Raw genomic sequence first — 14,837 nt, 5'->3', positions numbered from 1 at the left:
AGAAACCCGGTATCGTCCCTGCGATCCGAATAATTCATCCCATTTTCGGCGCGGTTCACCCCATTTCGGCCACGGCCGCTGACAGGCGGGGTAGTTTTGCCAGAAACTTCGCGAACATGATGATGAAATACCTTCTGATGCAGGTCATTGCGCTGATGTTGCTCCTGCTGTGGCTGATTCCGTATGGTTTTGGTCAGCCTGCACAGGTTTTGCAGCGTATCCGGCACGTCGAATATGGTCTTGTTCCATCGGTCGAACTGGCAGGTGAGCCGGCCCAACGCTATACCCTTGCTGACCGGATGCGATACTATCACGTACCGGCGGTCAGCATTGCCGTTATCAACAACGGCCAGCTTGAATGGGCAAAAGCCTATGGACACCTCAGCGCCGACAGCCTGCAATCGGCCACAACGGAAACGCTTTTTCAGGCAGCGTCGGTCAGCAAGCCGGTTTCTGCCCTTGGTGTGCTCAAACTCGCCGAACAAGGCCGAATCGCGCTGGACAGCAACGTGAATACCTACCTGACCAGCTGGAAAATACCTGACTCCCGGTTTACGGCGCAGAAACCGGTGACCCTCCGTCAGCTATTATCGCACAGTTCAGGGCTAAACGTTCATGGATTCGGCGGGTATCTTCCGGGAAAACCCCTGCCGGCAGTCCGGCAGATCCTGAACGGGGAAGCCCCGGCCAATTCCCCCGCCGTACGCTCCGATACGGTACCTGGTGCCCGCTGGCGGTATTCCGGTGGCGGCTATATGGTTATTCAGCAGCTGACCGAAGACATTACCCGTCAGCCGTTTGCGACCTACATGCAACAAGCCGTTCTGAAACCGCTGGGCATGCAGCACAGTACATTTGCCCAACCTTTACCGGCGCATCTGCTTACCAAAGCGACCACCGGCCATGACGGCAAAGGCGCAAAGATCAACGGCAACCACCATGTCTACCCCGAACTTGCCCCTGCCGGTCTCTGGACCACCCCTACCGATCTGGCAACGTATCTTCTTCACATACAGCAGGCCTTCCGCAGCCAACAGGGCGGACTGCTGTCACAGGCAATGACCCGGCAAATGCTGACCCCGCAATCCGGCGGTTACGGACTCGGGCCGGGTTTGGGCGGACAGGAGGACAAACTGGCTTTCGGACACGGAGGTGGTAACGAAGGCTTCCGGTGTTTTATCTACGCCTTTGCCAATACCGGCCAGGGGGCCGTCGTAATGACCAATGCCGATAATGGCATGGACCTGGTGTATGAGGTTCTGCGGGGCATTTCGGCTGAGTACAACTGGCCGTCCTTCAAACCGGTCGTTAAAAAAGTGGTGCCACTGCCGGCCGAGCAGCTGGCGAGGCTCGCCGGCCGGTATGAAGGACATGGCAACAAAAAGCCTGAGCTGCATATTACCGTCAGCGGAAAAGGGCTGCTCGTCACTCAGGTCTGGAACGGCGACAGCTATACCCTGCTGCCCGAAGCAGGCCTTACGTTCTTTACCCGCGACGGTGGCGATCCCTTCCTATTTGAAACCAGCCCCGACGGCAGGATCACCAGCCTGCTTGCTTTCGGCAGCGACCGCTGGACGCGGAAGCAGGAATAATACGGCCGTATGCGCTTTTTCTGTTGCGACAAGCATGGCTTGTCGCAACATTTGTTTATTTTCCCCTATCATTTCCCGCCCTGTGAAAAAAAATTTCAGTTTTACTGTAACCTTTCGGAATTACCCCGGTTTCCACGTACAAATCACCCAAAAACAACAAATACGGTTGAACGCGCTATCGGATAACGCACTGATGCTTAAGGTCAAGGCCGGCGACCTCGACAAGATGGGACTGCTCTTTGAGCGTTACCACCGCCCGCTGTTCGCTTTCCTTTACCACATGACTGCGCAGGCCGATGCCTGCGAAGACATGGTGCAGACGGTGTTTTACCGCATGCTGAAATACCGGCACACCTTTACCGGCGACGGCGAATTCAGAACCTGGATGTATCACCTGGCCCGCAATGTGCTCAACGACTCAGCCCGATACACGAAACGATCATCGTTTCAGTACGATGTCAACGATTTCGCGGATAAGCTGGGGGGCGGGATGCCGGCCGACGAGCAGCTGGAAAAAGGGCAGGAAATCGATACGCTGCAGCGGGCCCTGAACAAACTAAGCCCTGAATACCGCGAAGTCTTGATTCTGAGCCGGTTTCAGGAACTGAAGTACGAGGAAATTGCCCGCGTGCTGCAAACATCGGAAGGGGCGATTAAGGTGCGGGTCCATCGGGCGCTGCACGAACTGAAAAAACATTTTTTTACCATTGAAAACGGAACGAAAGCCCATGAACTGTGAACAGGCAAACGAACGGTTAACAGGCTGGCTTAGTGATCAGATACCGGATACAGCGCGTAAGGCCATCGATGCCCATCTGGCCGGATGCCCCGACTGCCGGCGCGAGTACCAGCAAAGTCAGCAACTCTGGCAAATGATGGGCAACCTGCCCTCACCAGCTCCGGCGGAGTCGATGCGGGGTAACTTTTATACCATGCTCGAAACGTATAAAGAGACCGTCAGCGCTGAAAAGCAGGCATCAGCCCGGAGTTGGCTGGAAAAGCTGAAGGCATTGTGGCCGGCACAACCCGCGTTTCAGCTGGCCTATAGCCTGTGTGTTCTGGCCGTCGGTATACTGGCGGGGTTCTGGTTCAGCCAGCGGCAGGCTCCGTCTGTAGCCTATCAGCAGCAGATTGATACCCTGTCGAATCAGGTGCAGCAGATGCGGCAGATGATGATGCTTTCCCTGCTCGACAACCCCTCGGCCAGCGAGCGGCTCCGGGCGGTGAGCTATACAAAGGAAATCAGCGACGCCAACCGGCAGGTCACAGATGCCCTGCTTACGACGCTCAACAACGACCCGAACGTAAACGTCCGGCTGGTAACGCTCGAAGCGCTGGTACAGTATGCCGATGATCCGCACGTCCGGGAGGGGCTGGTGCAGTCGCTGCCCCGGCAGGAATCGCCGATGGTGCAGGTCGCGATGGCTGATGTAATGGCTAAGCTACAGGAAAAACGCGCCATCAAAGGCTTCAGAAAAATGCTCAAACAGGATGGGCTCAACGATCTGGTTAAGGCTAAGATTGAACAGACAATCAAGGACTTGTCGTAAAATAACCCTACCCCAACCCCTCCCCTTGAAATAAGGGGAGGGGCCTTAAACAAGGGCAGGGCAACAAACCGGATCAGCCCGGTCTTACTCAGGAACACTTAAACACAAATACTAATGTTTCTCTCGTACATCCCCCTTTTGGTGGGACTGGTGGTAGCTTGTACCCGGTCCAACGCACAGAATCCGGAATTCAAAGAACAGGTCAAGCGGGAGTTTACGCTCTCAAAGTCAGCCGAAAACAGCACGCTGGCCATCTACAACATCAACGGCTCTATCAAAGTCGAGGGTTATGCGGGTGATAAAATCGTGCTGGAAGTCGACAAAAAAATCTCGGCCAAAACCGACGAACTGGTCGAACAGGGCAAACGGGAGTTTCTGCTCCAGTTTGACCAGAATGCCGACAGCCTGATTGCCTACATTGCCGAGCCATACGATTCGCGCCCGAACCGGAACCGGAACCGCGACAATTACCGCCGGATCGACTATCACTACCACCTCGATTTTACGGTAAAAGTGCCTTACGGACTCAACTTATCCGTTTCGACCGTGAACGGTGGTGATATAACCGTTGCGAATGTCAATGGAAAAATGCAGGCCAATAACGTAAACGGGGCCATCCGGCTAACTAACATTAAAGGCGCTACCAAACTCCGGACCATCAACGGCGATGTAGAAGCCAATTACCTGACCGCGCCGCCCGACCAGTCGTCGTACTATACGCTGAACGGCAACATCAAAATTACGTACCCCAACAACCTGTCGGCCGACTGTCTGTTTAAAACCTTCCACGGCGAGTTCTATACCGACTTTCCCGATGTGGCTGTCTTACCGGCACAGGTAACGAAAAACGAAGAGCAGAAAGGCGATAAAACCGTCTATAAACTCAATAAGGATTCGCATATACGGATCGGTCGTGGTGGCCAGACACTACGGTTCGAAACATTCAATGGCAACATTTACCTCAAAAAACAATCCTGAAACGACATGAAAATGAATGCAATAACCACCGCAATGGCAGGCCTGGCCCTGCTGATGAGTACCAGCCTCCAGGCACAGAACGACATTAAGGAACAGCTGGTTGTGCCCCTGACCGACCCCGGCAAACCGGGACGGCTGGAAGCCAGCCTGATCAACGGCTCCATCCACGTGCAGCCACACAACGGTAAAGATGTTATTATAGACGCCGCCATGGTTCAACGGTCGGACCAGAGCAAACACAAAGGCCGGGAAGATGAGCTCGCCACGGGTATGAAGAAAATTTCGACGCGGGGCGGCATTGAACTGTCGGCTGAAGAACGCAATAACAACGTAAAGGTCTCAACGCAGTCGTTTAAGAGCAACATGCAGCTGGACATCAAAGTCCCGCAAAACTTCTCGCTGAAGCTACACACGATTAATAACGGCGATATTGTAGTGGAAAACATCAATGGCGAGCTGGAGATCTCAAACGTCAATGGCCCGATTACCCTCAATAATGTATCCGGTTCGGCCGTGGTCAATACCATAAACGGCAACCTGAAGGCCAATTTTAAAAACGTGAACAACGACACACCTATGGCGTTTTCGACGCTCAACGGCAACATCGACGTGACGTTTCCGGCCAATGCTAAATTCAACACAAAGCTCAAATCTGACCGCGGCGAAATCTACAGCGACTTCGACGTAGATGTGGACAAAAGCCAGCCAAAATCAAACCGCAGCACCGAAAATGGCATGTATAAAGTCAGCATCGATGATTGGGTACAGGGCAAGGTCAACGGTGGCGGCCGCGAGGTGATGATGAAAAACATGCACGGCAATATCTACATCCGTAAAGCGAAGTAAGCGGGTAATGTGTGCTTTTCTTCTTTACCCCACCCCAACCCCTCCCCTTAAATTAAGGGGAGGGACTTAAAGTCCTGGCAAACACCCCCTCTCCTGAAAACAGGAGAGGGGCAAGGGGTGAGGTAAACAGCCGGATTTCGCCCTTTAAAGGGGGGGCGGGCAAAGAAATATATTTTTTTCCACCACACCCTGCAACGTTTCCCCACCTCACTCGTCTTTTGCTTACTTCCGCACCCTGTAGGTAAAACAACAAATACTAATCGCCTTCCGGCGTAATCTCATGACACGTTTTCTATTCACCCTGCTCACGCTGGTGGGCAGCGCCAACCTTGTATTGGCTCAACAAACCAAAATCACGGGCCTGCTGCTCGACTCAACGGCCAACAAACCGGTCGAATTTGCTACAGTCGCCCTGTTGAAAGCGGGCAAAATTCAGGAGGGCGTTACGGCTAACGAACAGGGCCGGTTCACGTTTACCAAAATTGTGCAGGGCAGCTACGACGTTCAGATTTCGTTTATGGGCTACGAGACCAAAACGCTGAAAAACGTCAGGGCTATCGACGGACAAGAGGTTGAGCTGGGGATTATCAAACTTAGCCAGTCGGTACAGAAACTGGCCGAAGTGACGGTAACCGAGCAGAAAATGCTCTTCGAAGAGAAGTCGGACCGGATGGTGTATAACGCCGAAAAAGACATCAGCATCAAAGGCGGTGACGCCACCGACGTTCTGAAAAAAATCCCGTCTATTGCGGTCGATATCGAAGGCAATGTGCAGCTGCGGGGCAGTTCCAACATCAAGGTCCTGATCAACAACAAACCGTCGAGCATCGTAGCCCGCAGCCTGTCCGACGCGCTGAAGCAGATTCCCGCTGACATCATTAAGCAGGTCGAAGTAATCACCACCCCCTCAGCCAAATACGACGCCGAAGGAACGGCCGGTATCATCAACATCATCACGAAGAAAAACACCCTGCAAGGCACCAATGGCTCCATCAGCCCGAATTTCAGCCAGTGGAACAACTGGCAGAACGCCAGCATCAACCACCGGATGAAAAACGTATCGCTCTCTGCCAGCGGCGGCTTCAACGACTGGAAAAACAAACGGTCGATTCTGATGCGCCGGTCGTTTACGGCCGCCGACTCGGTGCTGACTCAGCGGCAGGATCAGTGGGTAACCGGCAACGGCCGCAACCTGTACGCCAACTTCAATGTCGACTGGGACATTGATACCCTGAACCGGATCGGGGCAGGCATCAATTACTACAACGGACTGAACACCAATAACTTCGACATGAATTTTGTCGAAAACTTCCAGAGTACCATCCGCCAGCAGTACCGCCGGGACATGAGCCGTACCTACGACTGGGCGGGGGCAACGGTTAACCTCGACTATACCCACCTGTTTAAAAAACCGAAGCGCGAACTGAATTTTCTGGCCATGTACTCCTTCGAAGGCGAAGACAGCGATTACTGGTCGAACCTGCTGAAGAGAAACAACACGATTTATTACCGCGAAAAGAGCCTGAACATCGGCAACAATCAGGAAGGCACGTTCCAGCTGGATTACACCAACCCGCTCGACAGCATCAGCAAACTGGAGATCGGTGCTAAGGGTATTTTGCGGCAAATCAAGAGCGATTACCGCATTTCGTCGGCGGTCGAAGGCTCCGACCGGTTTACCGAAATCCCGTCGCTGGCCAACGTGTTTGACTATGGCCAGCAGGTGGTATCGGGGTACATGGTCTATAGCCGCAATCCGAAAAAAGGCTGGGGCGTTAACCTTGGAGCACGTTACGAATACACCATGATTCAGGCTAACTTCCTGAACGGGACAGCGGCGTTTTCGAACAACTACGGCAACGTGATTCCGAACATCAGCCTGTCGCGGAGCCTGAAAAAAGACCAGCAGATCCGCCTGAGCTACACCCAGCGGATTCAGCGGCCGCAGTATTTTTACCTGAATCCGTACGTCGATCAGGCCGATTCGAAAAACCGGTATGGGGGTAACCCCTACCTGAAACCGGAGCTGACCCACTCGATCGAAGCTAATTACAGCATTTCGATCAAACAAACGAGCCTGAACGCGTCGTTCTTCCTGCGGCAGACTAACAACGCTATTGAGAACGTCAGCACGGTTGATAATCAGGGCGTACAGACGTTTAAATTCCAGAACGTGGCCCAGAACTCGGCCTATGGGGTGAACCTGAGCGCCAACACCAAACTAATGAAGCAATGGTCGGTCAACGGCTCGCTGAATCTCTTCTACAACGTACTGGAAAGTGCCGAACTTAAAACCCGCAACGCCGACTGGATGTACCGCCTGAATCTCAACTCCAGCGTCGATTTCGGCAAGGGGATTAAGGCCCAGTTCTTCGGCTTCTACAACTCAAACCGCGTCGGGCTGCAGGGCACATTCGGTGGCTTCGGGTTCTACAATGTGGTGGTTCAGAAAGAAGTGCTGAAGAAAAAAGGAACCATTGGCTTCGGCTACGACAATCCGTTCAACAAAACCATCGGCTGGGCCAACACCTTCACCGGCCCGAATTTCAATCAGGTCACCGATGTGGCCATGTACCGTCGCGGCTGGCGGATCAACCTGAAGTATGAATTCGGGAAAATGAGCGGTGGTCAGCGCCAGAAAAAGCGGATCAGCAACGATGACAAGAAAGCCAGCGAATGACGATGATTTGTATGATTAAATGATGACTATGATTTCTTTGGTTATGCCTGGTATGATTGAATGATGACTATGATTTCTTTGGGTTATCGCTATCCATCCGCATAATCAGAAGTTGTAAACGTACGTTATTGTAACCGGATAATACACCGGATATGATGACGTACGTTTACACCATTCTCGGCCTGCTTTGCCTGTCGCTCACGGGGGCCTTCGCCCAACTGACCAGCCGCATTGACTGTTTTTACCCCGCCAGCTGGGAGGGCCGCGAAACCCGGATTGTTGTGAAGCCGCGTGATCGGGAGATGTTTTTTGACACGGCGTTTGTGGTAAACCGGCATGCCATTTTTACGATCACCGTCGATGAGCCCTGCCCGGCCTACATCTGGATCGACGACTACCCCGAAGACGTTCAGTTGTTTATCGATGCCCCTGCCATTTCGGTCGCGATTGATCCCGTTAACCTGCCAGCCCCCTTGTTCACCGGTTCTTTCAGTACAGACATCTGGCGGCAAAAACTGCAGCAGGACCATGAACTGGCCGAAGAGCAGGAAGCGCTGCGGGTTGAGCGGATGACCAATCTGCCCCTTGACTCCCTGCATGCCGGCAGCTTTGAGCAGTTTACCGACTCACTGCGGGCCGGTGCGGAGTACCTGCTCCGAAAACATATCCTCGACCACCCGACCGCCCCGTCCAGCTGGTATTTGTTTGCGGCTAATTTTCCGATGGCCTCGTTTGCCGAAACCAAAAAAGCCTTCGATGCCTTGTCTGCATTTCAGGCCCTGCCTTCGTATCAGATAATCCAACAAAAGCTGGAGCACAACCGGCCGGGGCAACAGGCACCGGACTTTACCCTGAAGTCGGTAACCGGCAACGACAGCATTACGCTTTCGAAACTCCCCGGCGACCTGCTGCTCATTGACTTTACCGTTCTGTTTGGCGTTGACCGCGATACGCACCACAAACGGCTGACTCGCCTTCACAAGCAGTATCAGGCCGCAGGATTAACCATTCTCAGCATCGGTGCAGATTTTCTGCTAAAGGATGTTGAAAATGCGCCGGAACTGATAACGAAAATCCGGCAGCAGTACCCGTGGCGGCTGGGTGCGGTCGCTGAACAGGCAACTACGCTCGACGCGTATCTGTATAAAGGCTGGCACGATACGATCCTGCTCGACAAAAACCGGCGGATCGTTGCCTATAACCTGCCATTCGATGGGCTCGAACGCGAAATCCGGCAGCGGCTCAGCAAATGAGGAGAGTTTACCCTGCGTTGTCTTTTGTACATAAATCAGCTACATTGGGTCATGCAGAAATGGATTAAAGCGTGTATTGCACCGGTTATGGCACTGGTCTTTCTTATTACAGGGTTCATGTTCACCCGGGCAACTGCTCTGAACGGGCAGGTGGCTATCATCGGCAGCGGGCTGCTCATTAACTGCGTGCTGGCGTTTATTTACAGCTGGCTCACCTATAAACCGCGTAGCTTTTCCGACTGGCTGAAGCATTAACCGGCCTGTCCGCAATAGAACAACCAATGTCCGTTACCGGACGACCGTATTTCAGAAAAAGTGCCCTTACATGCCGTACGGGCACTTTTCGTTTACTGGCACCACATTTGATCGACATTATCGGAATAAATACCAACCCCATGAAACGTGCGTTCCTCGGCGAGTTTGAAGAAGTGGTTTTGCTTACTGTCGCCATCCTGGGTGAGTCGGCCTACGGCGTCACCATTACACAGGAAATTGAGCAGAAAACCGGCCGGAGTGTCGGGTTCAGTACCGTACATACAACGTTGCAGCGGCTCGAAGAAAAAGGGTTCCTCTCCTCGGCCATGGGCGGGGCCACGGCCGAGCGCGGTGGTCGCCGGAAGCGGTACTTTACCGTAACCACGGCCGGCAGCAAAGCCCTTGCCGAAGTCAAACAAGTACGGGATCAGCTCTGGAATGCGCTGCCGCCCCAGCTTATTAATGGATAATGTATAATGAGTAATGGACAATGGAACCGCCCCCAATCAAGCCACCAACCCACTGTCAATAAGACACTTACTCATTTATCCGCTATATCCTTTTCATTGTTCATTACTCATTTTCCATTGCTCATTATCCATTAAAACATGCAAACGCCGCCGCGCTGGGCCAGCTGGCTCCTGAAAACCTTTGGGCACCCCGACACGCTGGAAGAAGTGGAGGGCGACCTGCTGGAACTGTACGATTACTGGGTGCAGACCCACGGCAAGGTCACCGCCGACCGCCGGTTTGCGCTCAGTGCCCTGAAACTGATGCGGCCACTGGCCCGATCCAGACACAACGAACCGTATTCACCGCCTTTTTCGCTTAGTCTCGTTATGATCAGTAACTACATCAAAATTGCGCGCCGTCAGTTGTGGCGTAACCGGCTGTTTACCGGCCTGAACATGGTCGGTTTATCAATCGGCGTCAGTGCCTGCTGGATTATCTACCAGCTGGTGTCGTTTGAATTCGGCTTCGATACCCGGATTCCCAACCGCGACCGGATTGTCCGTGCTGTGAGCCGTTTTGTGTTCGACGGCAAAGAACAAGGCAACCCCGGCATTCCGCTGCCGATGCCGGAGGCGGTGCGGCAACAGATTGGTGGGGTAGAGCGGGTCGTGCCGCTCCGGCTGACGTGGGTAGAAACCATTCAGGTCCCGCAACCGGGCGGCAAACCACAATCGTTTCCGACCGAGGATGATCAGGTGATTGCCGTCGACAGCAATTATTTCCGGATGGTGCCGTATACGTGGCTGGCCGGAAAACCTGACGTTTCGCTCAACCAACCCAACCAGATTGTGCTCACCCAAAGCCAGGCAACCGCTTTTTTCCCGAAAACAGACCTCCGGCAGGTAGTCGGCAAAACCATCACACTCTGGGATACGCTGGCGGTACAGGTAACGGGTGTGGTGCAGGACCTGCCATTCCTCTCTGATTTCAGGGGAAAGGAATTCCTGTCGCTGGCGACCATCAAGCGCAAGTATGAGCCGGCTGAGTGGAGCAACACCAATTCTGATTCGCAGATGTATGCCGTCCTGAGTCCGGGGGCAGATATCAATCAGGTAGAAGCACAGATCAATGCCCTGTCGAGCAAGCATTCAGAGGAGTTTTTCAAGAAATGGGGCGGGGCCAAACGCTGGCACAAACTCCAGCCGCTGGCCGACCTGCATTTCGGCACCGACTACCGCGAACATGGCCACCGCGCCGACAAAAGCGTGTTGTACGGTCTGATGGGGCTGGCGGCGTTCATTCTGGTGCTGGCCGTGATCAATTACATCAACCTGGCCTCGGCTCAGATCCCGCAGCGGGCCCGTGAAATCGGGATCCGCAAAACACTCGGTAGTCGCCGCCGTACGCTGATTCTCCAGTTTCTGGGCGAAACGGCTGTGATCACCGGCCTGTCGTTTACCCTCTCCTACGGCCTGTCGCATTTGTTTTTCCGGCACTATAACGACCTGTTACCGGCCGGAGCGCGCGAGTTTGTCGACTGGCCGTTGCTGGTCCTGTTCCTGGCCGGTCTGCTGATCCTTATTACGCTCCTGGCCGGTCTGTATCCGGGCTGGCTCATTGCCCGTTTCCAACCGGTAACCGTCCTGCGCGGGCAGGGCTTTGCCATCGAAGGCAGTCCGAAACGGATTACGCTCCGTAAATCGCTGATTGTGTTTCAGTTTTTCATTGCCCAGCTGTTTATTGTCGGCGCGCTGATCATCAACCAGCAACTGCGTTATTTTATCCAGGCCGATATGGGTTTTGCCCACGACGCCATCATTACGGCGCAGATTCCGTGGAAAACCATGATGGAAACGAAACTGGACAAACGGGATGCGTTGCGGGATGAATTAAAACACATTGCCGGCGTATCGATGGTTAGTCTGGGCACGCAGCCTGCCTCACGCGGCTACAGCAGCAACATCCACGAATACAAGTCACGCAAAGGGATTGTTTCGTTCAATCTGTTCCGCAAATACGTTGATACAGAATACATTCCGCTGTACCAGATGCCACTTGTGGCCGGCCGGAACCTGCAACCGAGCGACACCACCCGCGAATACGTGATCAACGAAACGGCGGCACGGGAGATGGGATTTGCGCGGCCGGCCGATGCGGTCGGGGCTTTTCTGAAAGAAAGCGGCGGCGATGCCAACCGGACCGTACCGGTTGTAGGTGTGGTGAAGGATTTCCATGCGCAGTCGTTCCACGAAAAAATTAAGCCCATCGCCTTAATGGCCAACCGGGAGTCGCTCAGCATGCTGAATGTCAGGCTATCAGGTCGTTCGGACAGCTGGCCGAAGACGATCAGCGCCATCACCCGGACGTGGCAGAAACTTTACCCCGACATGCCGTTCGAGTATAAATTCTACGACGAAACCATCGGTGATTTTTACAGGAAAGAGCAGCAACTCTCGCGGATCATTAACCTCGCCACGGGCGTGGCGATCCTGATCAGCTGCCTCGGCCTGTTCGGGCTGGCGACGTTAACCGCCCACCAGCGGACGAAGGAAATCGGCATCCGGAAAGTACTCGGCGCCAGCGTGGCGGGTGTCGTGGCGCTGTTGTCGAAAGATTTCGTAAAGCTCGTTCTGATGGCTATCCTGCTGGCCTCCCCGCTGGCGTGGTATGCCATGCATCGATGGCTGGAAGGGTTCGCCTACCGTATCGACATTGAGTGGTGGATGTTTGCCGCTGCCGGTTTGCTGGCCGTAGCCATTGCGCTGATTACCATTAGTTTTCAAAGTATCAAAGCGGCCGTTGTCAATCCGGTTAAAAGCCTGCGGGCGGAATGATGTTGCGTCTCTTTTCGGATAAAATGAGACGCAAGATGTTGCGTCTCTACAGGTTTAACAAACTTTAACAGCCTGCTAATCAACAACGTCCGTACCTTGGTTGCCGAAACCGATACGGACGTTATGCTTCAGAATTACCTCAAAATTGCGTGGCGAAGACAAAGAGACGCAACATATTGCGTCTCTACATGGCTTAACCTGCTGGGCCTGACCGTTGGCATGACGGGCGGGCTGCTGATTTTCCTGTTTATCCGGCATCACCTCAGCACCGACCGCCACCACAGCCGGTTCGACCGCATCTACCGCGCCGTCATTGACCTGCACCTCGAAGATGGCTCAGTGGAGTATTATCCTGAGGCGCCGCAGCCGATGGCCAAAACCCTGCGGCAGGAATACCCGCAGGTCGAACAGGCCGCCTTTGTGATCGTCAACAAGTCGATGACACTCAGTATTAACCGGCCAGACGCAACCGGACCGGCCCGTTTTCTGGAACATGAAAAGACCGCTCTGGCAGAATACCAGCTCTTTCAGATTTTCGATTTTCAATGGATCAGCGGTAATCCGCAAACGGCGTTGCGTGACCCCAATACCGTCGTTCTGACCGAATCGTCGGCAAGGCGGTATTTCGGCGAACCCAATCCGGTTGGCCGCACGATTGAGCTCAATCATAAGGTGATGGCAACGGTAACCGGCGTGGTGGCCGACCCGATTCAGCCGACCGACAACCAGATTGGCCTCTACATTTCGATGCCTACCCTCCGGCAGCTCGACCCCGACTACAATCAGGACGAATGGGGGCAGCTGGTCAGTACCAACCGCCTGTATTTTACCACCAAAGACACCAATCCTGCCACGGCGCAGCGGATCGAAGCCAGCCTGCCCGCCCTGTCGAAAAAGCACTTTGGCGAAATGGCCCACATTTTTCAGTTCCACATTCAGCCACTGGCCGACATCCATTTTGACACGCAGCGGACAGGCGGCGTTATCCGGCCGTCGCTGCTCTGGTCGCTGGCGCTGATTGGCGGCTTTCTGGTCCTGATCGCCTGCGTCAACTTTGTTAACCTGGCAACGGCCCAGGCTTTCCGGCGCAGTAAGGAGGTCGGTATCCGGAAAACACTGGGCAGTTCGCGGCCCCAACTGGCCAAACAGTTTCTGCTCGAAACCAGCCTGATTGTACTGACGGCTACGGGACTGGCCATGTTACTGGCCAGTCTGGCGCTGCCCCTGTTCAATAATCAGGTGCATCTCCGGCTATCGTTCAACGCCGACGGACCGTTTCTGCTGTTCATCCTTATTCTGCTGCTTGTAGTCGTGTTGCTGGCAGGCGGGTATCCGGCCTTTGTGTTGTCTGGTTTCAGCCCTATCCTGGCGCTCCGGCGTTTAGGGGGAGCGTTCGTAAACACACGCGCAAACGGCTATTCGCTGCGCCAGGGGCTGGTGGTGCTTCAGTTTGTGGTTTGCCAGGCCCTGCTGGTCGGGGCGCTCGTGGTGATGCAGCAAGTCCGGTTTATCCGGCAGACGGATCTGGGCTACAAGCGCGACAATGTGCTGATTATTAATCTGCCAAACCATGAAAAGCAGGCATGGGAAGCGTTGAAAAATAACCTGAGCCAGTATCCCGACATCAAAGCCGTGACGCTGCAATACCGTCCGCCTTCGTCGAAAATGATGAATGGCGGGTCGTTTAAATTCGGGGCGAAAACCGACTGGCAGACCTACCCGATCCGCGAACGGCTGGCGGATGCAGGTTACCTGAGTACCTACAATCTGGAACTGATTGCCGGACGCAATATCGTAGCGAGCGACTCCATCCGGGAGTATGTCATTAACGAGACGCTGGCCCGCAAACTGGGCTATAAAAATCCGCACGATATTCTGGGCAAGCCCATGCAGTATTACCTGTCGAATGTGCCGTTGCCAATTGTCGGCGTTGTGAAGGACTTTCACCTGAAATCGCTGCACGAAGCGATTGCCCCCTGCTTCATTGCCTCCTACCCGAACATGTACCAGCAAGCCGGTATCCGGATCTCGGGCAACCGTCCGGACCAAACGCTGGCCCATGTACGACAGGTCTGGCAGAAACTCTACCCGACCGATGTCTTTGAGTATGAATTTCTGACCGATCAGCTAGCGCAGTTTTACGAAACCGAAACCACCATCTCGCAGCTCGTCAACGCCTTTTCGATCATCGCCATGCTCATTTGCGGACTCGGGCTTTACGGACTGGTTGCCTTCACGGTCGGGCAGCGGACCAAAGAAATCGGCATCCGGAAAGTGCTGGGGGCGTCGGTGTCGGGTATTGTGATGCTGCTGTCGAAAGATTTCCTGAAACTGATTCTGATCGCCATCCTGCTGGCCTCCCCCCTGGCCTGGTTCGCCATGTCGCGCTGGCTCGA

The 14,837-nt window shown here is 54.2% G+C and carries 11 protein-coding genes; all 11 read left to right on the top strand.

Annotation, left to right across the window (positions count from 1 at the left end):
- On the top strand, nucleotides 1-1,592 hold a 1,592-nt coding region (locus BLX24_RS28770), incomplete at its 5' end, for a serine hydrolase (protein ID WP_310590809.1).
- Between the two features lie 193 nt (nucleotides 1,593-1,785).
- Nucleotides 1,786-2,331, top strand: coding sequence for an RNA polymerase sigma factor (locus BLX24_RS28765; RefSeq protein WP_071506686.1), 546 nt, complete (start codon nucleotides 1,786-1,788; stop codon nucleotides 2,329-2,331).
- Nucleotides 2,300-3,142: a HEAT repeat domain-containing protein gene (locus BLX24_RS28760; protein WP_229201915.1), complete on the top strand. Its 843-nt coding sequence runs from the start codon at nucleotides 2,300-2,302 to the stop codon at nucleotides 3,140-3,142. The genes BLX24_RS28765 and BLX24_RS28760 overlap by 32 nt, the downstream gene beginning before the upstream one ends.
- A gap of 114 nt (nucleotides 3,143-3,256) precedes the next feature.
- A complete protein-coding gene (locus BLX24_RS28755) occupies nucleotides 3,257-4,120 on the top strand; it encodes a DUF4097 family beta strand repeat-containing protein (protein ID WP_071506682.1) in 864 nt (287 codons plus the stop codon).
- A gap of 12 nt (nucleotides 4,121-4,132) precedes the next feature.
- Nucleotides 4,133-4,966, top strand: a complete 834-nt coding sequence (locus BLX24_RS28750) for a DUF4097 family beta strand repeat-containing protein (RefSeq protein ID WP_229201914.1) — start codon at nucleotides 4,133-4,135, stop codon at nucleotides 4,964-4,966.
- Nucleotides 4,967-5,246: 280 nt separating this feature from the next.
- Complete coding sequence (locus BLX24_RS28745; protein WP_071506680.1) at nucleotides 5,247-7,646, top strand: TonB-dependent receptor; 2,400 nt, start codon at nucleotides 5,247-5,249, stop codon at nucleotides 7,644-7,646.
- A gap of 152 nt (nucleotides 7,647-7,798) precedes the next feature.
- Complete coding sequence (locus tag BLX24_RS28740) at nucleotides 7,799-8,899, top strand: redoxin domain-containing protein (protein WP_071506679.1); 1,101 nt, start codon at nucleotides 7,799-7,801, stop codon at nucleotides 8,897-8,899.
- 51 nt (nucleotides 8,900-8,950) lie between these two features.
- The gene (locus BLX24_RS28735; RefSeq protein WP_071506678.1) at nucleotides 8,951-9,154 is read left to right on the top strand and encodes a hypothetical protein; all 204 of its coding nucleotides are present in this window, start codon (nucleotides 8,951-8,953) and stop codon (nucleotides 9,152-9,154) included.
- 140 nt (nucleotides 9,155-9,294) lie between these two features.
- Nucleotides 9,295-9,624, top strand: coding sequence for a PadR family transcriptional regulator (locus BLX24_RS28730; RefSeq protein WP_071506677.1), 330 nt, complete (start codon nucleotides 9,295-9,297; stop codon nucleotides 9,622-9,624).
- A gap of 138 nt (nucleotides 9,625-9,762) precedes the next feature.
- Nucleotides 9,763-12,441 (top strand): ABC transporter permease, encoded by a 2,679-nt coding sequence (locus BLX24_RS28725; RefSeq protein ID WP_083422245.1) that lies wholly within the window; start codon nucleotides 9,763-9,765, stop codon nucleotides 12,439-12,441.
- Between the two features lie 123 nt (nucleotides 12,442-12,564).
- On the top strand, nucleotides 12,565-14,837 hold a 2,273-nt coding region (locus BLX24_RS28720), incomplete at its 3' end, for an ABC transporter permease (protein ID WP_071506684.1).

Origin of the sequence: Arsenicibacter rosenii (assembly GCF_001870735.1) — a bacterium.
Classification (GTDB): Bacteria; Bacteroidota; Bacteroidia; order Cytophagales; family Spirosomataceae; genus Arsenicibacter; species Arsenicibacter rosenii.
The sequence above is the reverse complement of the archived record's forward strand: the minus strand, read 5'-3'. Positions and strand labels throughout refer to the sequence as shown.